Source organism: Komagataeibacter sp. FNDCF1, from assembly GCF_021295335.1.
Taxonomy (GTDB): Bacteria; Pseudomonadota; Alphaproteobacteria; order Acetobacterales; family Acetobacteraceae; genus Komagataeibacter.
This window is the reverse complement of the sequence record NZ_JAIWOT010000001.1, coordinates 1,380,355-1,407,006: the sequence shown is the minus strand read 5'-3', so window position 1 is coordinate 1,407,006 and position 26,652 is coordinate 1,380,355. Positions and strand designations below refer to the sequence as shown.

General features: G+C 65.2%; 22 protein-coding genes. 10 read left to right on the top strand and 12 right to left on the bottom strand.

The window, feature by feature from the left end:
* The 3 genes from greA to carA all read right to left on the bottom strand — a co-directional run bounded on the left by greA (nt 1) and on the right by carA (nt 5,274).
* Nucleotides 1–474: a transcription elongation factor GreA gene (greA, locus tag LDL32_RS06685; RefSeq protein WP_233065412.1), complete on the bottom strand. Its 474-nt coding sequence runs from the start codon at nt 472–474 to the stop codon at nt 1–3.
* 134 nt (nt 475–608) lie between these two features.
* Nucleotides 609–3,863, bottom strand: coding sequence for a carbamoyl-phosphate synthase large subunit (carB, locus tag LDL32_RS06680; RefSeq protein ID WP_233065410.1), 3,255 nt, complete (start codon nt 3,861–3,863; stop codon nt 609–611).
* A 13-nt stretch (nt 3,864–3,876) separates the two neighbouring features.
* Nucleotides 3,877–5,274 carry a glutamine-hydrolyzing carbamoyl-phosphate synthase small subunit gene (carA, locus tag LDL32_RS06675; protein ID WP_233065408.1) on the bottom strand — a complete coding sequence of 466 codons (1,398 nt, stop codon included), beginning with the start codon at nt 5,272–5,274 and terminating at the stop codon, nt 3,877–3,879.
* A gap of 153 nt (nt 5,275–5,427) precedes the next feature.
* Here carA and LDL32_RS06670 point away from each other — a divergent pair, with 153 nt between their 5' ends.
* From LDL32_RS06670 to LDL32_RS06630, 9 genes are all read left to right on the top strand, one after another.
* A complete protein-coding gene (locus tag LDL32_RS06670; RefSeq protein ID WP_233065407.1) occupies nt 5,428–5,886 on the top strand; it encodes a GatB/YqeY domain-containing protein in 459 nt (152 codons plus the stop codon).
* Between the two features lie 22 nt (nt 5,887–5,908).
* On the top strand, nt 5,909–7,708 hold the full coding sequence (dnaG, locus tag LDL32_RS06665; protein ID WP_233068747.1) for a DNA primase: 1,800 nt from the start codon (nt 5,909–5,911) through the stop codon (nt 7,706–7,708).
* 221 nt (nt 7,709–7,929) lie between these two features.
* Nucleotides 7,930–9,909 carry an RNA polymerase sigma factor RpoD gene (gene rpoD, locus LDL32_RS06660; protein ID WP_233065405.1) on the top strand — a complete coding sequence of 660 codons (1,980 nt, stop codon included), beginning with the start codon at nt 7,930–7,932 and terminating at the stop codon, nt 9,907–9,909.
* A complete protein-coding gene (locus LDL32_RS06655) occupies nt 9,899–10,498 on the top strand; it encodes a GNAT family N-acetyltransferase (RefSeq protein WP_233068745.1) in 600 nt (199 codons plus the stop codon). The genes rpoD and LDL32_RS06655 overlap by 11 nt, the downstream gene beginning before the upstream one ends.
* A gap of 96 nt (nt 10,499–10,594) precedes the next feature.
* Entirely contained in the window at nt 10,595–11,146 is a 552-nt protein-coding gene (locus tag LDL32_RS06650) for a hypothetical protein (RefSeq protein ID WP_233065403.1), read from the top strand.
* A 159-nt stretch (nt 11,147–11,305) separates the two neighbouring features.
* Entirely contained in the window at nt 11,306–11,791 is a 486-nt protein-coding gene (gene rpsF / locus LDL32_RS06645; protein ID WP_233065401.1) for a 30S ribosomal protein S6, read from the top strand.
* 6 nt (nt 11,792–11,797) lie between these two features.
* Complete coding sequence (gene rpsR / locus LDL32_RS06640; protein WP_007399693.1) at nt 11,798–12,073, top strand: 30S ribosomal protein S18; 276 nt, start codon at nt 11,798–11,800, stop codon at nt 12,071–12,073.
* A 13-nt stretch (nt 12,074–12,086) separates the two neighbouring features.
* Nucleotides 12,087–12,686: a 50S ribosomal protein L9 gene (gene rplI, locus LDL32_RS06635; RefSeq protein ID WP_233065400.1), complete on the top strand. Its 600-nt coding sequence runs from the start codon at nt 12,087–12,089 to the stop codon at nt 12,684–12,686.
* A gap of 129 nt (nt 12,687–12,815) precedes the next feature.
* The gene (locus LDL32_RS06630; protein ID WP_233065396.1) at nt 12,816–14,087 is read left to right on the top strand and encodes a cyclopropane-fatty-acyl-phospholipid synthase family protein; all 1,272 of its coding nucleotides are present in this window, start codon (nt 12,816–12,818) and stop codon (nt 14,085–14,087) included.
* Here LDL32_RS06630 and rsmA read toward each other — a convergent pair.
* The 9 genes from rsmA to cysQ form a co-directional block, all read right to left on the bottom strand.
* Nucleotides 14,063–14,908, bottom strand: a complete 846-nt coding sequence (gene rsmA, locus LDL32_RS06625; RefSeq protein ID WP_233065394.1) for a 16S rRNA (adenine(1518)-N(6)/adenine(1519)-N(6))-dimethyltransferase RsmA — start codon at nt 14,906–14,908, stop codon at nt 14,063–14,065. The two genes, LDL32_RS06630 and rsmA, sit on opposite strands and share 25 nt — an antisense overlap.
* A gap of 7 nt (nt 14,909–14,915) precedes the next feature.
* Nucleotides 14,916–16,325 (bottom strand): peptidylprolyl isomerase, encoded by a 1,410-nt coding sequence (locus LDL32_RS06620; protein ID WP_233065392.1) that lies wholly within the window; start codon nt 16,323–16,325, stop codon nt 14,916–14,918.
* Nucleotides 16,318–18,720 (bottom strand): LPS-assembly protein LptD, encoded by a 2,403-nt coding sequence (locus LDL32_RS06615; RefSeq protein ID WP_233065390.1) that lies wholly within the window; start codon nt 18,718–18,720, stop codon nt 16,318–16,320. Before LDL32_RS06615 ends, LDL32_RS06620 begins: the two co-directional genes overlap by 8 nt.
* On the bottom strand, nt 18,720–19,835 hold the full coding sequence (gene lptG, locus LDL32_RS06610; protein ID WP_233065389.1) for an LPS export ABC transporter permease LptG: 1,116 nt from the start codon (nt 19,833–19,835) through the stop codon (nt 18,720–18,722). Before lptG ends, LDL32_RS06615 begins: the two co-directional genes overlap by 1 nt.
* Nucleotides 19,832–20,998 (bottom strand): LPS export ABC transporter permease LptF, encoded by a 1,167-nt coding sequence (gene lptF, locus LDL32_RS06605; protein WP_233065387.1) that lies wholly within the window; start codon nt 20,996–20,998, stop codon nt 19,832–19,834. The genes lptG and lptF overlap by 4 nt, the downstream gene beginning before the upstream one ends.
* Before the next feature lie 100 nt (nt 20,999–21,098).
* Nucleotides 21,099–22,556, bottom strand: a complete 1,458-nt coding sequence (locus LDL32_RS06600) for an FAD-binding oxidoreductase (RefSeq protein ID WP_233065385.1) — start codon at nt 22,554–22,556, stop codon at nt 21,099–21,101.
* Entirely contained in the window at nt 22,553–23,182 is a 630-nt protein-coding gene (locus LDL32_RS06595) for a hypothetical protein (RefSeq protein WP_233065382.1), read from the bottom strand. Before LDL32_RS06595 ends, LDL32_RS06600 begins: the two co-directional genes overlap by 4 nt.
* 37 nt (nt 23,183–23,219) lie before the next feature.
* A complete protein-coding gene (locus tag LDL32_RS06590) occupies nt 23,220–24,194 on the bottom strand; it encodes an L-threonylcarbamoyladenylate synthase (RefSeq protein WP_233065380.1) in 975 nt (324 codons plus the stop codon).
* Nucleotides 24,195–24,202: 8 nt separating this feature from the next.
* Nucleotides 24,203–24,988, bottom strand: coding sequence for a 3'(2'),5'-bisphosphate nucleotidase CysQ (gene cysQ, locus LDL32_RS06585; protein ID WP_233065377.1), 786 nt, complete (start codon nt 24,986–24,988; stop codon nt 24,203–24,205).
* Nucleotides 24,989–25,140: 152 nt separating this feature from the next.
* Here cysQ and LDL32_RS06580 point away from each other — a divergent pair, with 152 nt between their 5' ends.
* Nucleotides 25,141–26,610, top strand: a complete 1,470-nt coding sequence (locus LDL32_RS06580; RefSeq protein WP_233065374.1) for a leucyl aminopeptidase — start codon at nt 25,141–25,143, stop codon at nt 26,608–26,610.
* The last annotated feature ends 42 nt before the right edge of the window (nt 26,611–26,652 follow it).

Here is a 26,652-nt window from a genome sequence, read left to right as displayed (position 1 = left end):
CTAGCCGTAGGTGACTTCCAGGATTTCGTACGTCCGGTCACCGCCGGGGGCGGGTACGGACACGGTATCACCAATGCTCTTGCCGATCAGTGACTTGGCCAGCGGTGAGGAAATGGACAGCAGACCCTGCTTGATGTCGGCTTCGTACACGCCAACGATCTGGTAGGAGGCTTCCTTGTCGGTCTCCTCATCCACCAGCTTGACGCGGGCGCCGAATTTCACCTGATCGCCCGAGAGGGCGGCAGGGTCGATGACTTCGGCGGAGGAGACGATCTCCTCCAGTTCTTGGATGCGGCCTTCGGTAAAGGACTGGCGCTCACGGGCCGCGTGGTATTCCGCGTTTTCGGAAAGATCGCCATGGCTCCGCGCTTCGGCAATCGCGCGAATGATCGCGGGGCGTTCTTCACTCTTGAGCTTGCGCAGTTCGTCTTCAAGCCGTTGCAGGCCGGGGCCTGTCATCGGAAATTTCTGCAAGGTTTGTCCCCGAGGTGAAGGTCAGTTTCCGCAACTGACTGTTGGTTGCTGGGTCCAAGCCCATCGCCTGTAATACGACGCGGGCGGCCTGCCAGCCTTGGGACCAGCAGGACCACCCGCGTTGTGCGATACGCTCAGAATGATCCCTTAAAATAGGATTGAAGGGGCGCGACTTCAAGAACCCCCTCACGCATGGCCGAAATGGCATGCGTCGCCGCCCGTGCACCGGCAATGGTGGTGTAGTGCGGAATGCCATGCGTCAGCGCCGAGCGGCGGATGTCAAAGCTGTCGCTGACTGCCTGGGCACCCTGTGCGGTGTTGATGACCATCTGCACCTCACCCGAGCGGATGGCGTCCACGCAGTTCGGGCGGCCTTCCAGCACCTTGTTCACCACATCCACGCTCACGCCCGCTTCACGCAGGCATCTGGCCGTGCCGCGGGTGGCCAGAATGGTGAAGCCCATTTCCGACAGCAGGCGGCCAATGGATTTGACGGCGGCCTTGTCACTGTCACGCACGGACAGGAAGACCCGGCCCGAACGCGGCAGCTTCACGCCCGCGGCAAGCTGCGACTTGGCAAAGGCCCGCTCGAACGAGGCGTCAAGGCCCATCACCTCACCGGTGGAGCGCATTTCCGGGCCAAGGATCGTGTCCACGTCGGGGAAGCGGTTGAAGGGGAACACCGCCTCCTTCACCGCCACATGCGGGGCGACGGCACGGTCATCAAGCCGGAATTCGGCAAGCTTCGCGCCCGCCATGACCCGCGCACCGATCTTGGCGACCGGAACCCCCGTGGCCTTGGCAACGAACGGCACGGTGCGCGAGGCGCGCGGGTTGACTTCCAGCACGAAAATATCGTGGCCCTTGATCGCGTACTGCACGTTCATCAGCCCCACGATGCCAAGCTCGCGCGCCATGGCCTCGGTCTGTGCCTTGAGTTCGGTCACGATGGCGGGGGAGAGCGTATAGGGCGGGAGAGAACATGCGCTGTCACCGGAATGGATGCCGGCTTCCTCGATATGTTCCATGACGCCAGCCACATAGACTTCGCTGCCATCGGCAATGCAGTCCACGTCCGCCTCGATCGCGTCATTGAGGTAATGGTCGATCAGCACGGGGCCGTTGGCGACTTCCGCACCGGCAAGCTGCAGGGCCACGCGCATGTAACGCTGCAGGCTGGCGCGGTCATGCACGATTTCCATCGCGCGGCCACCCAGCACGTAGGACGGGCGGACCACGACCGGATAACCGATCTTCTCGGCCACGGCCTCGGCTTCCGCCGGGCTGCGCGCGATGCCATTGGCGGGCTGGCGCAGGCCGAGTTTGTGCAGCATGGCCTGGAAACGCTCGCGGTCCTCGGCCCGGTCGATCGCATCCGCCGGTGTGCCCAGAAGCGGGATGCCAGCCGCTTCCAGCGCGCGTGACAGCTTGAGCGGGGTCTGGCCGCCATACTGCACGATGCAGCCCAGAACGGTGCCGTTTTCCTGCTCGCGCCGGATCAGGGCGATGACGTCTTCCGCCGTCAGCGGCTCGAAATACAGGCGGTCGGATGTGTCGTAGTCGGTCGACACGGTCTCGGGGTTGCAGTTGACCATGATCGTCTCGAACCCGGCTTCGCGCAGCGCATAGGCGGCGTGGACGCAGCAGTAATCGAACTCGATCCCCTGGCCGATACGGTTCGGCCCACCGCCAAGGATGACGATCTTTTTGCGGTCAGTCGGCCGGCTTTCACATTCCGGCACGCCATATCCGCCTTCATAGGACGAATACATGTACGGCGTGGGGGACGCGAACTCACCGGCACAGGTATCAATGCGCTTGTAGACCGGCAGCACGCCACGGCTTTCGCGCAGCTTTGCCACTTCGCCTTCCTGCGTGCCGGACAGGCGGGCAAGCTGGATGTCGGAGAAGCCCATGGCCTTGAGCGCGCGCAGGCTGTCGGCATCTTCCGGCAGGCCGTCGCGCATCACTGCATGCTCGGCGGCCACGATGCTGGCAATCTCGCGCAGGAACCATGGCTCGAAGCGGCAGGCATCGTGGATGTCCTCGACACTCAGCCCCGCGCGCAGGGCCTGTGCAGCCATCAGGATGCGTTCGGGGCGCGGCTGCGACAGGGCGGCGCGGAAGGCATCCGGCCCGCCATCGCCCGGCGCTTCCACCGGGTCCAGTCCCGCCAGCCCGATTTCCATCGACCGCAGGCCCTTCTGCAGCGCCTCGGGGAAGGAACGGCCAATGGCCATCGCCTCACCAACCGACTTCATGCTGGTGGACAGCAGGGCGGGCGTGCCGGGGAATTTCTCGAACGTAAACCGCGGGATCTTGACCACGACATAGTCAATCGTGGGTTCGAACGATGCTGGCGTGCTGCCGGTAATGTCGTTGGTCAGTTCATCGAGCGTGTAGCCCACCGCCAGCTTGGCCGCGACCTTGGCAATCGGGAAGCCTGTGGCCTTGGAGGCGAGTGCCGAGGACCGCGACACGCGCGGGTTCATCTCGATCACCACCACGCGGCCATCGACGGGGTTGATGCCGAACTGCACGTTCGACCCGCCGGTTTCCACGCCGATCCTGCGCAGGCAGGCCAGCGACATGTCACGCAGGCGCTGGTATTCCTTGTCCGTAAGCGTAAGCGCCGGGGCGACGGTGATGGAATCCCCGGTATGCACGCCCATCGGGTCGATGTTCTCGATGGAGCAGATGATGATGCAGTTGTCCGCCGTGTCGCGCACGACCTCCATCTCGTACTCCTTCCAGCCCAGCACGGATTCCTCGATCAGGACTTCCGTGGTGGGGGAGGCGTCAAGCCCGGAGGAGACGATGCGGTCGAACTCCTCCTTGTTGTAGGCAATGCCGCCGCCCGAACCGCCCATGGTGAAGGACGGGCGGATCACCGCGGGCAGGCCCACGGTTTCCAGCGCGCTGCGGGCTTCCTCCAGCGTGTGGGCGATCAGGCTGCGCGGGCTTTCGATGCCGATCTCGTCCATCGCCTCGCGGAATTTCTGCCGGTCCTCTGCGCGGTCGATCACCTCGGCATTCGCGCCGATCAGTTCGACATCGTGCTTTTTCAAAAAGCCCGACTTGTCCAGCGCCATGGCCGTGTTCAGCGCGGTCTGGCCACCCATGGTGGGCAGGATGGCGTCAGGCTTCTCACGCGCGATGATGCGCTCGACGAATTCCGGGGTGATCGGCTCGATATAGGTCGCATCCGCCAGCCCCGGATCGGTCATGATCGTGGCGGGATTGGAATTGACCAGAATGACGCGGTAGCCCTCTTCCTTCAGCGCCTTGCACGCCTGCGCGCCGGAATAGTCGAATTCGCACGCCTGGCCGATTACGATCGGGCCGGCGCCGATAATCAGGATGGAGCGTATGTCTGTCCGTTTTGGCATGTCGGGTCGGCTTTCACGCGGTCTTGGTTGTGGTGTCGATCAGGTCGACAAAACGGCGGAACAGGTAGTGGCTGTCCGACGGGCCGGGGCTGGCCTCGGGGTGGTACTGCACCGAGAATGCCGGGTAGCGGCTGGTGGCAATGCCTTCGTTCGATCCGTCAAACAGGCTGACATGGGTGGCGCGCACGTCCGTAGGCAGGGATTTGTCATCCACCGCGAAGCCGTGGTTCTGGCTGGTGATTTCCACCCTGCCCGTCGCCAGGTCCTTGACCGGCTGGTTGGCGCCACGGTGCCCGCGCGCCAGCTTGTAGGTCTTCGCCCCGAGTGCCAGCGCCAGAAGCTGATGGCCAAGGCAGATGCCGAAGACCGGCCTGCCCGCGTCCAGCACGCCCCTGATGGCCGGGACGGCGTATTGCGCCGTCGCTGCCGGGTCACCTGGCCCGTTGGACAGGAACACGCCAGCGGGGTCGAGGGCGAGGATTTCCTCCGCCGTTGCCGTGGCCGGCACCACGGTCACATCGCACCCTGCGCTCGCCAGGCAGCGCAGGATGTTGCGCTTGGCCCCGTAATCCACCGCAACCACCTTCCGCCGTTTTTCCGGCAGCGGTGCGGTGCCGTGCGGCCACTGCCACACGCCCTCGTTCCAGCTGTAGGATGCGGCGCAGGTGACTTCACGCGCAAGGTCCATGCCCTCAAGCCCCGGCCACGCGCGGGCGCGTTCGTGCAGGGCGGGGATGTCGAACTTTCCGTCGGCGGGATAGGCCACGACGGCCGTCTGCGGGCCGCCTTCGCGGATGCGCCGCGTAATGGCACGGGTGTCGATGCCGCATATGCCGGGTACGTCGCGCACCTTCAGCCAGGCATCCAGCGATTCGGTCGAACGCCAGTTGGCCGGCGCCGTCAGGTCTTCCTTGACCACCAGCGCGCGGGCGCTGATCCGCGCTGCTTCATCATCTTCCGGCGTGGTGCCGGTATTGCCGATATGGGGGAAGGTGAAGGTAATGATCTGCCCGGCGAAGGACGGGTCGGTCAGCGTTTCCTGATAGCCGGTCATGCCGGTGGAAAAGCAGAGTTCACCCAGCGTGCGCCCGGTGCTGTGCGCGCCGAATCCACGCCCCCACAACACGGTGCCGTCGGCCAGGATCAGGGCGGCGGTGGCGGCTGGGGGCCTGCTGGCCGGTGCGCTCGGGTTTGGCGTGCTCATCTTGGGCTCCGGTCGGTCGGATTCTGTGGCAGGTTGCAGGTCGGACAGTGACAGGCCGGTGGCCCGCAGCACGGTTGTCCAGTGCTTGGGCGGTATGGCGCGGGCCTGCCGCCATTTGCGAATGGCCTCGGTGCTGACACCCGTCAGGCGGGCGGCCTGTTCGGCGCCCCCAAGGCGTTCGATAATACTTTCTATCGTCATCGGCATTGGATGATGTCCCTTCCGGGAGTATTGCCTAACAGTGTCTCTGGTAATTGGGAAGAAAATTCCCACATACCCCCGCAACGAGACAGTGGGAAAATTATTCCCGGCACCATGCAGGGCATCCCGCCCTCCCGCCGGGCAGAGGAGTTGACAGTCATGTCCTTGCGCGCACGTTTCATGGATGACCTGAAAACAGCCATGAAGGCAGGCCAGAGCGAAAAGGTCGGCACCATCCGCATGATCACCGCAAAGCTGAAGGATGTCGATATTGCCGGCCGCGCGAAGGGCGAGGACCAAGTGAGCGATGAAGCCGTGATTTCCATGCTGCGCGGCATGATCAAGTCACGCACGGAATCGGCTTCCATGTACACCCAGGGCGGCCGCCCCGAACTGGCGGAAAAGGAGGAGGCCGAGATTGCCATCATCCGCGACTACCTGCCGCCCGATCTGGATGACGCCACCATCGAGGCCGCCGTGCGCGAAGCCATCGAACGCACCGATGCCACCTCCATGAAGGACATGGGCAAGGTCATGGCGGCGCTGAAGCAGCAGTTTGGCGCGGCGCTTGACCCCGCACGTGCATCCGCCGTGGTGCGCGCGCGCCTGTCCGCCTGACCGGCCGGAGTTCCGCACACCGATGGCGCTTGACCCCGCATTCCTTGACGAACTGCGTGCCCGCACGCCCATCGCCCCCGTCATCGGGCGGCGGACGAAGCTGGTGCGTTCGGGAAAGAACTGGAAGGCCTGCTGCCCCTTCCACGGGGAAAAGACGCCATCATTCTATATCTATGATGACCATTACCACTGTTTTGGCTGCCAGGCGCATGGTGATGTCATCACCTTCGTGATGCAGAGCGAGGGCCGCACCTTCATCGAGACGGTGGAGGAACTGGCCACCGCCGCCGGCATGGAAATGCCAAAGCCCGACCCCGTCCAGCGCGCGCGTGCCGAACAGGCCCGCACGCTGGGCGATGTGCTCGAAGCCGTGCAGCAGTCCTGGCAGCGCAGGCTGTACCAGCCCGAAGGGCGCGAGGGCCTGGCCTACCTGCATGGCCGTGGCCTGACCGATGAAACCATTGCCGCCTTCGGGCTGGGCTGGTCGGGCGATGGGCGCGGCGGGCTGGTGACCGAAATGGCGGAGCACGACATCACCCCCGCCATGCTGGTGGAGGCGGGCGTGATGCGCGCGGATGAGGACGGCAGGCCATCGCGTGAACTGTTCTTCAACCGCGTGACCTTTCCCATCCGTGACCGGCGCGGGCGTCTGGTCTCTTTTGGTGGCCGTATTCTGGGCGACGGGCAGCCCAAATACCTCAACGGGCCGGAGACCGCGGTCTTCTCCAAGCGCCGGGTGCTGTTCGGGCTGGACCGCGCGCGTGAAGGCGTGCGGGGCACGGGAGCGGGCGCCGAACTGCTGGTGGTGGAGGGCTACATGGATGTGATTGCCCTTCACCAGGCGGGCTTTCACGGCGCGGTGGCCCCGCTCGGCACGGCGTTGACCGCCGAACAGCTGGAGGCGCTGTGGCAGGTCGCTCCCGCCCCGGTGCTGTGTTTCGATGGTGATGCGGCGGGCCAGCGCGCCGCGGTCAAGGCGGCGCAGACCGCGCTGCCGCTGCTGAATGTGGAACGCACCCTGCGCTTTTGCGTCCTGCCCGAAGGCGAGGACCCCGACAGCCTTGTCCGCCGTGATGGCCAGGCCGCCATGGCGTCGCTGGTCGAGGGCGCCCGCCCGATGGGAGAGGTCCTGTTCGGCCTGCTGAGCGAGGGCGTGCGCAACCCCGGTCCCGAGCAGCGCGCCGCCCTGCGCCGCAGGCTGGTGGAAGTGGCTGCCCTGATTCCGGACAGGGCGCTGGCGTCGGAATACCGTTCCACCCTGCTGGACAGTTTTTTCGAGATGTTCCGCCGTGCGGGGGGCAGGGGCGGGGTCAGGCGCGCCCCGGTCGCCACCGCCCCCGTGGCGCTGATGGATGCGGACCTGCAGCGCCAGTGCATCCTGACCGCCATCATCCTGGAGCAGCCCGTCGTGCTGCCCGAGGTGCAGGACGCCTACTGCCGGCTTGAACTGCCTGCCGATATCGCGGCCCTGCGTGAGGAACTGCTCGACCTGTATGACATGCGCGGCGAACTGCCCCCGGCTGCGGAACTGGTGGCCTGCCTGTCCGCCGCGGGGCTGGGGGATGTGTGCCAGCGCGTGCGCGCGGTGCGCGGGCGGCGGATGCGGGGGCAGGAGGATGATGATCTGTTCGGCACCGACCCGCGCCATGAGTGGTGGCATTTCTACGCGCTGCTCAATGTCGCGCGGTTTGCCGACGAAATCCGGAGCGATACCGAACGCATGTGCGCGGGCGAACTGGATGAGGCGGCATGGCTCAGCCTGCGCACCCGCCTGCTGGCGCTGGAAGCCCTGCGCCGGGGTGGGGAGGATTGGGACGAATAGGGCGGAAAATTGGCCGTTTCGATCAAATGATGGCGTGGTCGCCCTTGACTTCGGCCATGTTATCGACCACCTGCACCAGAACAAATGCATATGAAAGCGGTATGATTGGCCGTATCCTGTCCCGCCGCACGGAGGGGGGACAAAAGGGAAGGCAGCCACTGTGCGCGGGCAGGGTTCTGTTGACGCGTGTAAACGATTTGCTGGGTAGGGATTGATCGGGCATGGCGACAAAGACAGCCACGGGTGCGGACACGGCTTCGGGGGACCAGGATAACGATACAACCCTGCTGGACACCCGGTCCGGCGCCGTCAAGAAACTGATCGCCCGCGGCAAGGAACGCGGCTACATCACGTTTGACGAACTCAATGCCGTCCTGCCGCAGGACCAGATGTCCTCCGAACAGATCGAGGACGTGATGGCCGCCCTGTCGGAAATGGGCATGCAGGTTGTCGAGAACGAGGACAACGACGACACCGAGACCACGACCGCCGCCACCGAGACCAAGAACGACGACACCGCCGAGGAAGAAAGCGAGAGCGAGGAACCGGCGGCGGGCAACGTCGATACCGAAAGCCTGGGCCGCACCGATGACCCGGTACGGATGTACCTGCGTGAGATGGGTTCGGTCGAGCTGCTCTCGCGTGAGGGCGAGATCGCAATCGCCAAGCGGATCGAGGCCGGCCGCGACGAGATGATCGGCGGCCTGTGCGAAAGCCCGCTGACCTTCCGCGCCATCATCTCGTGGCATGAGCGGCTCAAGGCCGGTGAGATGTTGCTGCGTGACATCGTGGACCTGGAAGCTATGCAGTCCGGCGGCAACGACCCCGCCGAGGCGGCCGAGGGCGATGATGCCTTTGCCGAAAACGAGAATTCCGAGACCGAGGACGCCGAGGAAGCCGAGGAAACCGAAGGCGAGGGCGAAGGGGCCGGCCTGTCGCTGTCCGCGCTTGAGGAAAAGCTGAAGCCGGAAATCCTGGAGCAGTTCAAGGAAGTCGAGGCGCTGTACGAAGCCCTGCACAAGGTGCAGGCCGAACGGCTGGAAAAATTCACGGGCGGCACCGACATCTCCTCCGAGGAGGAAAACCGCTATGAACAGCTGCGCATGGAACTGGTGGGCAAGGTCCAGCAGGTGCACCTGCACAATGCGCGTATCGAGGTGCTGGTCGAGCACCTGAAGGAAATCTTCCAGCGCCTGAACGGGCTGGAGGGCCGTATGCTGCGCCTGGCCGAAAGCACGCGCGTCTCGCGTGATGACTTCCTGCTCAAATACCGCGGGCGCGAACTGGACCCCGGCTGGATGGACATGGCCGCTGCCCTGCCGGGCAAGTCGTGGAAGAACTTCATCGCCAAGCATGGCGAGACCGTGATCCGCCTGCGCAACCAGGTGGCCGAGCTGACGCAGGAAACCGGCCTGCCGGTGGGTGAGTTCCGGCGTGTCTACGCCACCGTGTCACGCGGGGAGCGGGATTCGGCGCGCGCCAAGAAGGAAATGATCGAGGCCAACCTGCGGCTGGTGATCTCGATTGCCAAGAAATACACAAATCGCGGCCTGCAGTTCCTTGACCTGATCCAGGAAGGCAATATCGGGCTGATGAAGGCGGTGGACAAATTCGAATACCGCCGTGGCTACAAATTCTCCACCTACGCCACATGGTGGATCCGTCAGGCCATCACGCGTTCGATCGCCGATCAGGCGCGGACCATCCGCATCCCGGTCCACATGATCGAGACGATCAACAAGCTGGTCCGTACATCGCGCCAGATGCGGCATGAGATCGGGCGTGAGCCCGCGCCGGAGGAACTGGCCGAAAAGCTGGGCATGCCGCTGGAAAAGGTGCGCAAGGTGCTCAAGATCGCCAAGGAGCCGATCTCGCTCGAAACCCCGATCGGGGATGAGGAAGACAGCCATCTTGGTGACTTCATCGAGGACAAGGCCGCCGTCATCCCGCTTGATGCCGCGATCCAGACCAACCTGCGTGAAGCCACGACCCGCGTGCTCTCCTCTCTCACCCCGCGTGAGGAACGCGTGCTGCGCATGCGCTTCGGCATTGGCATGAACACCGATCACACGCTGGAGGAAGTGGGCCAGCAGTTCAACGTGACGCGTGAACGTATCCGCCAGATCGAGGCCAAGGCGCTGCGCAAGCTCAAGCACCCCAGCCGGAGCCGCAAGCTGCGTTCGTTCCTTGATGATAACTGAGGTACCCTGTGACGCCCCTGTCGGGGCGTCCGGCAGCGGCACGCGTATCGGGGTGGACGTGACGTTCCTGTGCATGGACCGTCCGCCACCCGGCACCCCGGTTTCCCTGCCGGAGGGATACAGCATCCGCCGGGTCCCGCGCCCCGGCGTGGCCTGGTACCGGGGCCTGTACGATGCAGTGGGCCGCGACTACTGCTGGTGGCTGCGCCGGGTCATGCCCGACTCCCGGCTTGCCACCCTGCTGTCCAGCCCCGGCATTGGCGTATATGTGCTTTATGACGGGGATGTGCCGGCGGGGTTCTGTGAACTCGACAGCCGGTACGGGCCGGATGTGAATATCGCCTATTTCGGCCTGTTGCCCGCATGGATCGGCCGCGGGGTGGGACGGGCCTTCCTGCACCAGATGGTCGCCACGGCATGGCGGCTGCAGCCTGCCGTGGTGCGGGTCAATACCTGTTCGGCCGATCACCCGCGCGCGCTGCCCAACTATCTGCGCGCAGGCTTTCGCAGGGTGCGTACCATCCACGAGACATGGAGCATTCCCGATGCCTTGGGCATGCCCCTGCCGCAGCGGCTCCGGATCGCCTGAACCGTCGGGGGGGCTCAACACAAAAATGTTACGATATCCATTGTTATAACAAAATCCCGTTCCCATTTTCCTTCCAGTTGGAAGGGAAAGGGAACAATGAATTTCGATACATCCTATTACAAATTCCATGGCGTTGACCGTGCGGAACTGCTCGATGCACTGGGCCTGTGCGATACGGGGGAGCCCGACACGCTCGATGAGGCACCTTACGCCATAGCCGACCTGCCCCATGGCTGGTTTGTCATCCGCACCAATAATGACAGCGGGCTGATTGCCAATTACGACCGCAGGACCCTGTGCCGGGAGGGCAGGCTTGTTACATGCGATATCGGCATGGTCGATCCGTTAAGCCAGGCAGCAGGGTATGAAGCGGGGGAGGAACGCTGGGTCGTGCTGCATGATGGCCGTGATGGCGACAGGCTGGCGCTGGACGTGCGCGGCGATGCGCCCGATGCCCTTGCCCCCCTGCGCAAGCGCGCCTTTGCCGCCGCCCTGCGCGAGGTGGAGGTCGACCCGCGTGGGCCGGACAGCATGCTTGACGTGCCGCTGGAACTGATCAAGGCCGAGACCGGCTTCCGCCATGACCGCCCGCAGGATATCCATCCCGTTCCGGTCTTTACGTGGCTCAGGCCGGTCGAGACCAAATAGGTTTTACTTTTTTTCTTGTCTGTCGGGCGCGTTTGTGTTTCAAGGCGCCTCTTCCCTGCCGGGTGCGTGGCATCGCGCCCGGCTATACCCGTGCCTTTCGGGCAACATGGCGGACCGTGTCCGCCATGCCGGGGTTGAAGCGATCCGAAGGGAGTACCCATGCCGTTGTATGAAACCGTGCTGATCGTACGTAATGACGTGTCGCAGCAGCAGGTAGAAGCCATTGCCGATGGCATCGCCACCCAGCTTGAGGCGGAATCCGGTTCCGTCAAGAAGCGCGAATACTGGGGCCTGCGCACGCTGGCCTACCGCATCAAGAAGAACCGCAAGGGGCATTACATGCTTCTGGGTCTCGATGCATCTTCCGCCGCGATCAAGGAAATCGAGCGTCAGCTCGGCCTGAATGAAGACGTGCTGCGCGTGCTGACCCTGCGTGTTGACGAGATTGACGAGGCACCGTCCGTCATCCTGTCGCGCAAGGGTGACGAGCGTGAGCGTGGCTTCCGTGGGCCCAAGCCCACCGGCCGGTTCGAGAGCGGCCGTGGCGCGCGCCGTAACTTTGATGACCGCGAGGAGTTCCGCGCCCGTAACGAGCGTGAAGAACAGCAGCGCGCCAACGCCACAGCCGGCGCCGAAGCGGAGTAAGAGCTGATGTCAGAATCCACCGAGATCAATCCCGCCGCCCGCCGCGTTGCGGTTGGCGCGCGCCGTCCGTTCTACCGTCGTCGCAAGTCCTGCCCGTTCTCCGGCCCCAACGCGCCGAAGATCGACTACAAGGACGTGCGCCTGCTGAGCCGCTTCCTGTCCGAGCGTGGCAAGATCGTTCCCAGCCGCATCACGGCAGTGTCCGCCAAGAAGCAGCGCGAACTGGCCCAGGCCATCAAGCGTGCACGTTTCCTGGCCCTGCTGCCCTACATTGTAAGCTGAGGGAGGCCCAACCATGTCCGCAGTAGAACTCATCCTGCTCCAGCGCGTCGAGAAGCTGGGCCAGATGGGCGAGATCGTGAGCGTGAAGCCGGGCTATGCCCGTAACTTCCTGCTGCCCCAGGGCAAGGCGATCCGTGCCAACGCGCATAACCGCGAGCGTTTCGAGCGTGAGCGCGTGCAGCTTGAGGCCCAGAACCTCAAGAACCGCGAGGAGGCCGAGCGCCTGTCCGAGCGCATGCACGGCCTGTCCGTCATCCTGATCCGTCAGGCTGGTGACAGTGGCAGCCTTTACGGCTCCGTCACGACCCGTGACATCGCGGAAGCGGCAACCCAGGCTGGCCTGGGCATCACCCGTAACCAGGTGATCCTGCCCGAGCCGATCAAGCAGCTTGGCCTGTATGAAGTCAGCGTTGCCCTGCACCCGGAAGTGTCCATGCAGGTGACCGTGAACGTCGCCCGCTCCGAAGAGGAAGCGGAACGCCAGGCACGCGGTGAGGAAATCGGCGCCGAACAGGACGAAGAACCCACACTGGCCGAACTGGCTGACGAAGATGTTGCATCCGAAGGCGAGGTTTCGGAAGAAACCGCCGTCGAGGAAACGCCTGCAGTCTGATTGAACCAGCCCCCGCCCCACGGCGGAAGGCCCGGTTGCAAAGGCCCGGAAGAGGAAACTCTTCCGGGCCTTTGTCGTTGTGTGGCCACGGTGCGTTCCGCCTGTTCCGTGCGGGTGGGGAGGGGATCGATGGTATCTGTACTGCTCGACCGGGCCTTTGCGCATTTTATTACTTCTGGGCGGCTGGACGTCTACTATCCCGATGGTGACAGGCGGGTCCATGCCGGAAAAGGTGGCCCGCATGCCGCCATGCGGATCACGGACCATGCGACGGCACGCGCCCTGCTGCTCAATCCCGCGCTGAAGGTGGGGGAGGCCTATATGGCGGGCACCCTGCAGCCGGTAGGCTGCACGCTGTATGACCTGCTGCATGTGCTCATGCTCAATACCATGGCGCGCCTGCCTGCGGGGGAGCGGGTTCTCTCGCCCCTGCGCCATATGGGGCGCAAGTGGCTGTGCAACAATACACGGCACCGCGCGCGGCGTAACGTTGCCCATCATTACGATCTGGACAGCAGGCTGTACCGTCATTTCCTTGATGAGGACATGCAGTATTCCTGTGGCTACTTCCCCACGGGAAAGGAAACGCTGGCCCAGGCGCAGGCGGCCAAGAAACATCACCTTGCCGCCAAGCTGCATCTGGTGCGTCCGGGCATGAGCGTGCTGGACGTGGGGTGTGGCTGGGGTGGCATGGCGCTTACGCTGGCGCGGGACTACGGTGCGGTCGTGACCGGCATAACCCTGTCCGCCGAGCAGTTGCATGTCGCGCGCAGGCGCGCGCATGAGGCCGGTCTGGACCATCGCGTGCGCTTTGAACTGCGCGATTACCGTGCCGTGACCCGGCAGTATGACCGGATCATTTCAATCGGCATGTTCGAGCATGTGGGCGTGGCGCATTACCCTGCCTTTTTTGCCGCCATGCGCGAAGCGCTCCGGCCGGACGGGGTCATGGTGCTGCATTCCATCGGGCGGAAGGAAGGACCGGGCGTGACCAATCCGTGGATTGACCGCTACATCTTTCCCGGTGGTTATTCCCCTGCGGTGAGCGAGGCGGTGTCAGCGGTGGAAAAGGCCGGGATGTGGCTGACGGATTGCGAAATATGGCGCCTGCACTACGCCCGTACCATCGCCCACTGGCGCCATCGCTTCGCCAGCCAGCGCCCGCAGATTATGCTGCTGTATGGGGAGCGGTTCTGCCGGATGTTCGAATTCTATCTGGTGGTGTCCGAACTGGCCTTCCGTGTGCAGGGGCACCTGAACTTCCAGCTGCAGCTGACGCGCGATATCGGTGCCGTGCCGCTGTCGCGCGATTACATGCTGGGCCAGTATCCGGCGATGGGGCAGGACCACATGGCAGAGCCGTGGCACAACCCCCGCTACGCCGCAGCCTTGCGGACGTGAAGACGGGCAAGACGGTCGAATTCGGCAATATCAAGCGTCTCGGCGCGCCTGCTGCCATCAATCCCGGCTTCGGCCAGCAGCCTCTCGCCGCCGAGTGGCTTGAGCGCGCCACGCAGCATCTTGCGCCGCTGGCCGAAAGCCGCCGCCGTCACCTGTTCCATGGCGCGGAACAGCGCGGCATCGGGCTGCCGTTCATGCGGGATCAGCCCCACCACGGTGGAATGCACCTTGGGCGGGGGAGAGAACGCGCCGGGGGGAATGTGCATCAGCATGCCGCAACGGCATGTCCACTGCGCCAGCACGCCCAGCCGGCCATAATGGGCGGAACTGGGGGCGGCGCAGATGCGCTCGGCCACTTCCTGCTGGAACATGAGCGTAAGCCGTGTCCATGCCGCGGCCTGCCGCAGCCAGCCCACCAGCAGCGGGGTGCCGACATTATAGGGCAGGTTGGCGATGACCTGCCGGGGCGCGGGGCACAGTGTCGTCAGGTCGAGGCGCATGGCGTCGGCCTCGATGACTGTCAGGCGACCGGGGGCGTGGGCTGCGAGTTCCGTCATGACGGCAACGGCGCGCGTATCCACCTCCACCGCAATGACGCTGGCAGCCGGAGTATCAAGCAGCGCGCGGGTCAGGCCGCCGGGGCCGGGTCCCACCTCGACCACATGCTGGCCCGCAAGATCCCCCGCCAGCCCCGCGATGCGTGCCGTGATGCCGGGGTCAAGCAGGAAGTGCTGGCCCAGCGCCTTGCGTGCGTCCAGCCCGTGCCGCGCAATGGTGTCGCGCAGCGGTTCGGGGTGGCGTGGTTGCGGGGGAATGGCCATGCCCCGCTCAGGTCTTGGAACGCATGTCGATGATCGCCCGGCGCTGCAGGTCACGGTTGAGCTGGCGCGAAGTCTGTTCCACCCGCTCGTTCATCAGGTGATCGGCAATCTGGCTGGGGGTCTGGATGGCGATGTTGCGCTCCTCGCGCTTGCAGATCATCAGCACCACGATGCCGTCCATCGAGACGAGGGGACGGCTTGGCTTGCCCACGGGCAGCGGTTCCAGGACCTCGCGCATCTGGGGGTTGAGGTGGTTCAGCATGAGCTCACCCGGGTCGCTGGGGTGCTTCTCCCCCAGTTTCTTGTTCTCGGCCTCCATCTGGTCGCAGTTTTTGGCGCTGCCGGAAAAGGTGTTTGCCGCATCCAGTGCCGCCTTCTGCTGGTCGCTCGGATTTTCGGGGTCAAGTGGCGCGTCAAAGGCGAAGAAAGCCTGCCGGATGGCCAGGATGGTCGCCATCTGGTGGCCCACGGTGCGCCGCTCGGCAATGGTGGCGATAACGTAGCCACCCGCCACGCGGATGGGGTTGGAAATGGCGCCGTCAGGCATCTTGCGCGCCACCTCCACCACCTGCGGGTCCAGGCCGTCCTCCTGCGTCCAGCCCATCATGCCGCCATCCAGCGCGCTCTGCCCCTGCGAGAACTGGGCGGCGACGATGGGGAAGGGCGCGCCCTCGCGCAGTTCCTGGATGATGGTTTCGGTGAATTTCAGCTCGTTTTCCGTATGGCGGGGGTCTTCAACCGGCACGAAAATCTCGCTGATCATGTATTCCGGCTTGCCGTCCTCGCGCTTCATCGCGGCCATGCGCTGCTCGATCTCGGCAGCGGTGATGCGGCCATGTTCCCCCGTTTCCTGCCGCAGGACCTGCGTCCAGCCCAGCTGCACGCGGATCTGGTCGATCAGTGTGGTCAGCGAGACACCATCTTCCGCCAGTTTGTTGCGCAGGGCGTTCTGCGGCATGCCGTTGCGCTGCTCGATACCGGCAATGGCATCCCCGATCTGCTGGATGGGCACGTTGATGTGGCGGTCCAGCATTTCCTGCATGCGCAGTTTTTCATCGATCAGCTGGCGCACGATCTGGGGCCGCAGGCGCTGCATCACGTCATCGCTGACATCCAGGCCGGAAGACAGCGCGAACAGCCGCCCGCGTGTATCCACGTCACGCTTGGTCAGCACCGCGCCGTTGACGGTGGCGATGATGGCATCCTGATCTTCCGCCGCCTGGGCCTGCTGGGCAATGGCGCGGGCGCTGCGTGCACCGGCCCCGTGCGTCGGCCCCAGCAGGGCCGCGCAGGCCAGCAATGCCGCGGCAAACCTGCGGCCCGCGTGCCCAGGGTGCGGTACGGTAAGGGAAACAGCGCCACGCATGGCGGGGAAGATGGACATCCGGCTCAGTCTTTCGCGCATCAGGTCAGCCATTTATACCAAATGTACCGATGGTTTTGAACGTAAGGGAGAACATTACGGTCGAATTGCTCTGTTGGCCACCAATCGTGGTGTATTGCTTGAGATACATCACATCCAGCCCGAAGCAGTCATTCTGATAACCCGCATCGCCACCCACGGCCACGCTTTCCTTGCGCGACAGGCTGCGGCGCAGGTAGGCGGCGATATGCCAGTTATCCCAGTTGGAAGCGGCACCCACCGTCAGTTCGCTGACCGGCCGGTAATAGATGTCAGGCGCTATGTTGGCATAGGAGCGCTGGGCGTAATAATAATAGGGTGTTACCGGTTCGAACAGGTAGCCGCCCGTTACACGGAAATGGCGGAACCCGGCACTGCCCAGCGCATCGGCGAAGTCCACCTTGCCCCCGTACGGATCGAGCCGCATCTTGCCATCGAAATCGAAATACTGGTTGGGCACCATGTGCGTGCCCATCACCACATCCGACAGGTGATGGTTCAGGCCGGAATAGGGGATGCGGTTGTGGTCGACATGTTCCTGGAAGCTTTCGCCGATCAGCACATCGATCTGGTGGCCATTCCATGTCCAGTTGTTGTGCAGCCCCACATTGGCGCGCAGGCCGCCATCCAGCCGGTCGGTACCTGCATAGCGGTTGAGCGCGAACAGCGTGGAATCCGTGAATTCGTAGGTCAGGCTGTCTTCGTTGGGAATGTTGCGTGACGTGCTGTTGCCGGTATTGGGGGCGGCCAGGAACTGAACGATCGGCTCCAGCACCTGGGTGCCGGTATTGTGGTTGAAGCTGCGCAGGAAGGGCCAGTTCATCTTCAGCCCCACCGTGGGCAGGACCTGCCCCTGTACCTGGGTGGTGGTGGCGCGGGCATAGTTGGGCTGCTGGTTCAGTTCGGTCGCGCGGTGGATGGCGGATTCAACATGCAGGGTCAGGTTCCAGATCTGCCCCAGCGAATTGTGGAACGGCCGGTCCCAGTTGAGGGAAAGCTGCCCGCGCTGGTCGGAAGTGCCGTTTTCACGATAGACATAGAAATCCGTCGTATCGAGGCTGAACCGCCCGCCCCACGCATCGGGCTGGCCGAAGTAGCTGTAGGTGTAGCGCGGCAGCACCCACGGCAGGTCCTGGTTGTGGATGATGCCCTGGTTCATGCCTTCGTAGCCTTCGGCATCGAGGCGGGAATAGGAACCGGTGCCAAACCCTTCGAGATAGACGCTGGAATTGAGCGTGTCCTGCCCGTAGCCGCTTACGCGGTAATCGCGCATGTAGTTGGGGGAACTGGCCCAGCGTATGTTCGCCCCGGCCCGCCATGTCTTGTTGATCGAGATCTGGCCATTGGCGAAGATGTAGCCCTGCATGCCGTGGTTGTCGGAACTGTCAACGGTCTGGCCGAAGGTGTTGACATAATCGGTGTCACGATGGGTGTCATACGCAATACCGCCAACCACGTTCAGGCGTGCGTTGGAGAAATAGCGCCGGTATGTGGTGGTCAGTTCCGGCCCGGTCCGGGTGGAGAACAGGGCCTGCAGCGTCACGTCGGACTGGCGGTCGATCACCCAGTAATAGGGAATGGTGACATAGGTGCCCAGATAGCGGTCATGCGGGGTGAAGCCGGGTGTCAGGAACCCGCTCTGCCGCCGCACGGACGGGTCGGTCATGGAGAAGGCGGGCAGGTAGAAGACCGGCACGCCAAAGAAATCCACGAACGCATCGCGGAACTCCAAGCGCTTGTGCTGCATGTCATGCGTGGCGTCAAAGGCGCGGATCTGCCAGAACGGCGCGCGTTCGGGGTGGCGGGCACAGATTTCACACGCCGTATAGACCACGCGGGTCAGGTCACTGATCTTGCTGCCCGAGCGCCGCATGCCGTTGGCGGCCATGCGGGCATTGTCGGCCATCTGGGCGTAAAGGCGCGTCATGATGCCATCGCGCATGCCGTTGCTCAGTTCGGCATAGTCGGTGAACAGCACCGTGCCGTCGGGCTCCACCATGGCCACGTTGCCGCGTGCGGAGGCTATGCCGGTATTGCGGTCATAGATGATCCTGTCGGCACGCATGATCTGGTCATTCTGCCAGACCTGCACGTTGCCGGTCCATGTGGCGATGCCGTTCCTGCTGTCATAGGCGACATGGTCCGCCTGGAAGGTCATGGGGTCGGTGTTGGACACCGTGCCTGAAAAATTTGCCGGTGCCTGCGCCTGGCTTTTGGGGGCATGGATGGGCATGCTGCGCTTCGGCGCGCCCTCGGGGTCGGCATGGGCGGCCGATATCCATCCCCCCAGCCCGCCAATCATGCCCCCCAGCATGGTTGCGTAAAGCAGCACCCCGCGCGGAAGCCGCCGCAGGACGGCTGTGGGCCGCAGCAGGTGCGGCGCGCGCAGGGGGGAGGCGGAGCGGTACATCAACCGTCCTCTAGATGAAGAAGTAGCGTGACTGCAAGACAAAGCCCCGCCCCGGTGGGCGCCCATGCGGCAAGAACGGGCGGCAGGGTGCCCGTTTCGCCAAACTGCGCCGCGATCTTGGACAGCGCGAACAGCGCGAAGCCCGCCGCCACCCCGAAGCTGATCATGCGGATCACGCCCCCCCGGCGTGCGGGCCGCATGGAAAAGCCCGCGGCGACCAGTGCCATGGTGCCCGACAGTACCGGCAGCGTGAGCAGGCTCTGGAAATGCAGGCGGTGGCGGATGGTGGAAAAGCCCGAGCGGTTGAGCTGGCGGATGAAGCCCGGCAGCGCCCATACGGACAGGGTATCGGGGGAGGCGAAGCTTTCCTCTACCCCGGCCAGTGTCAGGTCCGCATGCAGGGTGAAGGGCCCCATGTCGGCGGGCAGTTCATCGGGGCGGAGCATGCGCGCGCCCTCCAGTATCCATCGTCCGTGACCCAGATAGCCACGATCCGCCTCGACGCGGGTAAGCAGCCCGTCATCGGGGCCGAGACGGAAGATGGTTATGCCGCCAATGTGCAGAACCCCGCCATCCAGCCGGACCCTGCGGGCGTGAATGATGTCCACCCCATGGTCCACCAGCCCGCTGTCGCCCTGGCGCAGCCACAGCGTGCCACCGCTCAGGTTGAGGGACTTGCCATTATTGTCGCGCAGGTACTGCCGGTCCAGCGCTTCCGCACGGCGGTACATGACGGAGGACAGCGGGGAGATGCAGGTTGTGGCCGTGGCCCCGATCAGCACGGCGCAGATGACCGGCCCCGCCAGGAACTGCCATGCCGAGATACCCGCCGCCCGCGCCACCACCAGTTCCGATGACCGCGCCAGCCGCCAGAAGCACAGGATACCCCCCAGCAGCACGCCAAAGGGCAGGATCTCGAGACAGGCGAAGGGAATATGCAGGAATGCGATCTGGCTGACCAGCGATGTCGGCACGTTGGGCCGGGTCGAGACCCGGCGCAGCAGGTCGATGAAGTCGAACATCGTGATCAGCCCGGTCAGGAAGGCGATGACCGACAGCGTAGCCCAGGTGAACTGCCGGGCGATGTACAGCGACAGGGTCAGGGCAAGGTTCATGACCGCGCGCCACCAGCCAGCCTGCGGCTTTCACGCTCCGTGCGCAGTTCGGGCCAGAACAGCATGAGCGCACACACCACGCCCGGCCCGATCGTGCATACCCACATGAGCGGCATGAGCTGCAGGTTGCGTGAGGCAAGGTTCTGCACCAGCAGCGTCAGCGCCTGCACCGCCACCACCGCCAGTATGGCCAGCACCGGGCGAAGGATGCTGGCCTGGCGCGAATAGCTGCCCCCCATGGCCCCCACCAGCCCGATCATGGCGAATGAGAAGGCGCAGAACGGCGTGCTGAGCCTGCGCCACGCCTCGATGAACATCTTGCTTTCGTCGCGGCGGGAATACTGGCGCATGTCCGGATGGAGCAGCTGCGCGATCGAGAGTTCATTGGCGTCCGGCAGGCGGGTATGGGCGGTGTGCGGGCTGGACAGGTCGATGGTGTTGCGTGTGAAGGTCAGCACGTTCAGCCGCCCGGTATGGCTGTCGATTTCCTGTCGTGAGCCATTGAACAGCACGACGCGCGGCTGGTCATTGATGATGACCAGGTTGCCTTCCTCCGCCAGTATGGTGGCCTCGGCGCCGGGGGTGCGGTCATCTTCCACCATGATGCCGTGCAGCGTGCCGTCCTTGTCGCGCGCGCGGATATAGACGGTCATGTTGTCCGAAACCTGCGTGAAGACCCCGTCCTGTATCAGGAAGGCGGCCATGCGGTTGCGGATCTGGAATTCGTACTGCCGGAAGGCATGGTACGAAACCGGCACGATCCAGACATTCAGCACCAGGCACACAACGGTGGATATGGCGGCGCACATCAGCCCCGGCCGCGCCATGAGCGCGGGTGACAGGCCGGCGGCCTGCATCACGGTCAGTTCCCGGTCCGCCCCCAGGCGCTGGTAGATGAACTGCACCACCACGAATGTGGTGATGGGCAGGATGACCGCCACGAAGGACGGGATCAGCAGGCTGGTCAGTTCCAAGAACACGCGCAGCGAAAGCCCGCGCCCCACCACCAGGGATACGAAATGCAGCGACTGCGTAAGCCAGATCAGCGTGACCAGCGCGCCCGTGGTCGCCGCCAGCGCCAGCAGCAGCTGGCGCAGCATGTAGCCGTCCAGAATGGACAGGCGTGGCGCAAGACGGTCGGGAGCAGGGCGGACGACAGGCATGATCCTGTCTAGCCCTGTTCCCGCCGGGGCAAAAGGGGTGAACCCCTCTGGCATGGGGGGCGGGAACAGTCCGTTACGCGCCGTGTGGCCGTGGCGCGCGTCATGTGCCCTGTGCAACGGGCGGCAGGACCTTGCCCGGGTTCATGATGTTCCGGGGGTCGAGCGCCGCCTTGATGTGGCGCATGGCCGCCAGTTCCGCGCCGCCACGCCATGCGGGCATCATGTAGGGCTTGAGCTGGCCCACCCCGTGCTCGGCGGAAAACGAACCGTCGAGTTCCTTCACGATCGCGGCCACCGTATCCATGATGTCATGGCTGCGGGCGAGGAAGGCCTCGGGCGCCATGCCTTCGGGCTGGACCAGGTTGAAGTGGATGTTGCCATCGCCCATGTGGCCGAACGGGGCGGGACGGATGCCCGTTACCAGCGCGCTGCAGGCCGCCGTCGCGCGGTCGATCAGTTCGGGCACGTGGGTCACGGGTACGGATACATCGTTCTTGACGCTGGCCCCGGCCTTGCGCTGGGCCTCGGCATGTTCCTCACGCAGTTTCCACAGTGCCGCGCGCTGGCCTTCGCTCTCCGCAATCACGGCGTCGGTTATGATGCCGTCCTCCAGCGCCTCTCCCAGCACGTCCTCGGCATATTCCCGCAGGTCCGCATCGGGGCGCGGGGTGGCAAGCTCCACCAGCACATAGGCCGGTGCGCGCTCGCCCAGCGGCAGGGTGGCACCGGGGATGAGATCGATCACGAGATCCATGCCCGTGCCGGACATGAACTCGAATGCCTGCACCAGTGCCGGGTCGCGCCCGCGCAGCAGGCCCAGCAGCCTGAGCGCCGCACCGGCATCATCCACCGCGCACAGCACGGCCTCGATCGCCTTTGGCTGGGGGTGAAGCTGGAGGATGGCGGTGGTGATGAACCCCAGCGTACCTTCCGACCCGATCAGCAGCTGGCGCAGCGCATAGCCCGTATTGTCCTTGCGCAGGCGGCGCAGGCCATGGAACACGCCGCCATCGGGCATCACCGCTTCCAGCCCCAGCACCAGTTCGCGTGCATTGCCGTAGCGCAGGGTGTTGTTGCCGCCGGCGTTGGTGGCCAGCACGCCCCCGATCTGGGCCGAGCCTTCGGACGAGATGGAAAGCGGCAGCATGAACCCGGCCTCCTTCGCCGCGTCCTGCGCGGCCTTGAGCGTGACCCCGGCCTCGACCTCCATGGTCAGGTCGTGCGGGTCGATGCCGCGCACGCGGTTCATGCGCGACAGGCAGACCACGACCTCCCGCCCGCTGGTATCAGGGGTGGCGCCACCGACCATGCTGGTATTGCCGCCCTGCGGCACCATGGGCACGTCGTGGGCCGCGCAGAAGCGGACAAGGCCGGCCAGTTCCTGCGTACTGGCGGGACGCAGCACGGCCAGCGCCCTGCCATGGTACAGGTCACGCCAGTCGGTGCAGTAGGCGGCGGTATCGCCAGCTTCCGTCAGCACCCCCACCGGGCCAAGCATGTCCGTGAAACGGCTGACCAGGTCGGCTGGTGTCAATGTGGTGGTGGGGGCCTGGGTCATGACGGCATGCTTCCTGGATGAAGGGGCGATGGAGGGGACAGGAGCCATGCCTGCCCATGACGGGTGCCGCCATGCATGGCGGGCGCATAGCCGGCACTAGCTTCCGCGCGGGAGCCGGATATGAACAGGTGCCACCCTTGCGTCAGCGCGAAACCCGTCAGCAGGCCGACGGTGGCCGCCACCAGCAGGCCCGAACGCCCTGGCGCGGGGCGGGACTGCACGACTGACAGCGCGGCCTGCGTTTCGGCCCGGGCCTGCCGGGTCTGGTTCAGTTCCAGGCGTAGGGCCTCGTTACTGGTGCGCATGTCACGCAGTTCCAGGTCAAGCTTGCGGATATTGGCCGCCAGTTGCGCGATGCGGGCGTGCGAATCCTGAATTTCCTTTGCCGCCGCAGCGCTGGCCTTGGTGGTGCGCGGCGCACGCTGCTTTGGTGGCGGCTTCTGCGGCGGGTTGGGGGCGATGGCGGAGAACAGGTTCTTCAGCGCACCACCCGTTACCCCGTTTTTCCTGGCGCGCGTGCGGATGGCGGCCAGTGCATTTTCCGACTGGCCTGCATGTTCTTCCAGCACGAGTGCAAGAATATCCGAAAGGATTTTCAGTTCCTTGGGGTCGATTGTATCGCTCATTTCAGGGGCACCGGGGTCGGGTCATGCGTTGAAACTATTACGGACGCGGGCTTGCCGCGCGGATAAGCCGGTCACGGATCGCACGGCCCAGCCCATGGAGGGGGATGGGCTGCACCGCGATCCTGGCCAGTCCCCGGCGGTGTCCTTCCATATCAAGAAACCGCAGCCCCGCGAAGAGGCGGGACGCCGCTTCGTGCAGATCGCCTGCGGTGCTCAGGTTCCAGGCCAGCGTGGCGCCGGGCAGCGGCGGCCCGAAGGCCAGCAGCGCCTCGTCCGGGCCAATGCTCTCCGCATCCAGCCGCACCGGCAGCCCCGGCGCGTAGTGGGAGGAAAGCTGGCCGGGCGCGGTGGGACAGGTGTCATTGCTGGCCTGCGGAATGGCAAGCGGCTGGCCGCAGGCATCCTCCAGCGCTTCCAGCGTCACGCCGCCGGGGCGCAGCAGCACGGGCACCTCCCCGCTCAGGTCCACGATGGTGCTCTCCACCCCCACATGGCAGGGGCCGCAGTCCAGCACCGCATCGATCCGGCCATCAAGCCCGGCCAGCACATGCCGGGCATCGGACGGGCTGACCTTTCCTGACGGATTGGCCGAAGGGGCCACGACGGGAAAGCCGCACGCGGCCAGCAGGGCCTGTGTGGCAGGCCCCGTGGGCACGCGCACGCCGGCGGTGGGCAGGCCCGCCGTGGCAATGGCGGAAAGGGCGCACCCCGGCGCGCGCGGCAGCACAAGGGTCAGCGGTCCGGGCCAGAAGCGTCCGGCCAGCCTGCGGGCCAGTTCCGTGGGCACCACCTGGGCAAAGGCATGCGCGGCGGTGGTGAAATGGCTGATCAGCGGGTTGATGCCCGGCCGCCCCTTGGCGGCGTAGATGGCGGCGACCGCGTGGTCGTTGCGGGCATCGGCCCCCAGGCCGTACACCGTCTCGGTGCCGAAGGCGACCAGGCCGCCAGCGCGCAGGATGGCGGCGGCGGCTTCGATTCCTCCGGGGGTGTCAGGCAGCAGGCGTGTGTGCATGGCCCGGCTTATACCGCGCCGCGACACACGAAATGCGGATTGCGCCAGTCAGGCTTGCCATAACCCAGTGTCGCGCCATCGGGTGTGGTGACCGTGCCGCCAGCCGCTTCCACGATTGCCTGTGGGGCCGCGGTATCCCATTCCATGGTGGTGCCAAGCCGGGGGTAGAGATCGGCCAGCCCCTCGGCGACCCGGATGAACTTGGCCGCCGAGCCGATATTGCCCAGATGCGCGATGCGGTGGCCACCAAGGAAATCCTTCAGTCGCGGATCATCGGCGTAATGACGCGACGCCAGCACGCGCAGCCCTTCCGCCGGGGCGGGCCGCACATGGATTGCCTGCGTGCCGTTTGCGTCGATGCGAAAGGCCCCGCGCCCCGCACCCGCGCCATAAAGCTGATGATAGGCGGGCAGCGCCACGGCCCCCAGCACCGGGCGGCCATGGCGCACCAGGCCGATATTGACGGTAAAGTCATCACGACCCGCCGCGAATTCCCGCGTGCCATCAAGCGGGTCCACCAGCCAGAATTCGCTGCCCGTATCGATGCGGATGCCCGCGGCCATTTCTTCCTCCGCCACCACGGGGATGGCGGGGGCATGGGCGCGCAGACCGCCGAGGATATGGGCTTCCGCCGCATGGTCGGCTTCGGTCACGGGGGAGCTGTCGGTCTTGACCTGTGTCGCGAAGCCGCGCGCACGGATGGCGCGGATCAGGTCCGCGGCCTCACTGGCAAGGCGGAGGGCGAGATCCAGAAGGAATCCGTCCTCATGTTCTGGCATGGATGGCGTATTCATGCTGTTCGCATTAGCTTACTCATCGCACGCCGTCATGCCTTTAATCGGTACGGGCGGCACCGGATATGCCTGTCCCGGTTGCGGCCATGGCGTGCCGGGGCGGGAATTCAGCCTGTCAGTCCATCATTTTGTAGCGGAGCACCGTGATACTCATGCTCGATATCGCCTTTTCCGATGTTACTTCGCCCCAGGGCGGTTCCCTTGCCCTTCTTGCGCCCTCCGGCGCGCAGCCCGAAGGCGCGTTCGCGCGGGTGGACGGTGCCGTGGGTGGCGCGCTGGAGCGGGCGGCCCGGGCGGCCCGGTTCGGGTTCGAGGCTGGCAAGACCTGTGTCGTGCTTGCACCCGGCGCGGGCTATGACCGCGTGATCCTGGTCGGTCTGGGCAATGCGGACGCGCTGGACGGCACAGTGGCGGAAAAGGCTGGTCTGGCCGCGGCAAAGGCGCTGGCCGCGGGCGGCACGACCGGCGTGATCGTGGCCGATGCCCTGTCCCCCGAACTTGCGGCGCATGCGGCGCTGGGGGCGGTGCTGGGCAGCTACCGCTTCGATTCGTATCGCACCCGGCCCCGCGCGGGCGAGACGGGCGGGCTTGAGGCGCTGACCGTCGCCACGGCCGATCCGGCGGCGGCCCGTGCTGCCTGGGCACCGCTGGCGGCCGTGGCGCGGGGGGTCTACCTGTGCCGTGACCTGGTGTCCGAACCGGCCAACATGCTCCGCCCGCCCGAATTCGAACAGCGCATCCTGGCCCTGCGTGATATGGGCATCACGGTCGAGGTGCTGGACCGCGACGCCATGCACGAACTGGGCTTCGGCGCGCTGCTGGGCGTGGCCCAGGGCAGCGACGCGCCGCCGCGCACGGTCATCATGCGCTGGAATGGCGGGGCGGAGGGCGAGGCCCCGGTCGCCTTTGTCGGCAAGGGCGTGACCTTTGATTCCGGCGGCATCTCGATCAAGCCCGCCGCCGGCATGGACGAGATGAAGACCGACATGGCTGGTGCGGCCGCCGTGGTCGGCACCATGGCCGCACTGGCGGGACGCAAGGCGAAGGTCAATGCCGTTGGCGTGGTGGGGCTGGTGGAAAACATGCTGTCGGGCAACGCCCAGCGCCCCGGAGACGTGGTGCGCACCGCGGCGGGCCAGACGGTGGAAGTGCTCAACACCGATGCCGAAGGTCGGCTCGTGCTGGCCGATGTGCTGTGGTACACGCAGGACCGCTTCAGGCCGCGCTTCATGGTCAACCTGGCGACCCTGACCGGTGCGATCGTGGTCAGCCTAGGCGTGGAGCGTGCGGGCCTGTTCTCCAACAATGACGGGCTTGCGGCACAACTGTCCGACGTGGGCGAGCGGTCGGCCGAAAAGCTGTGGCGCATGCCGCTGGATGCCGCCTATCTTGAACTGCTGCGTTCGGACATTGCGGATCTCAAGAATATCGGCGGGCGTCCCGGCGGGTCGATCACGGCAGCCAAATTCCTTGAATGCTTTGTCAATGATGTGCCATGGGCGCATCTGGACATCGCGGGCACCGCGTTTTCCTCCAAGCCCACGTCGCATGCGCCCAAGGGCGCGACCGGCTTTGGCGTGCGCCTGCTCGACCGTCTGGTCGGCACGTATTACGAGGGCTGATACCTGCCCCGCGTGGCAGGTCAGGGCGGAACAGGGAACTCC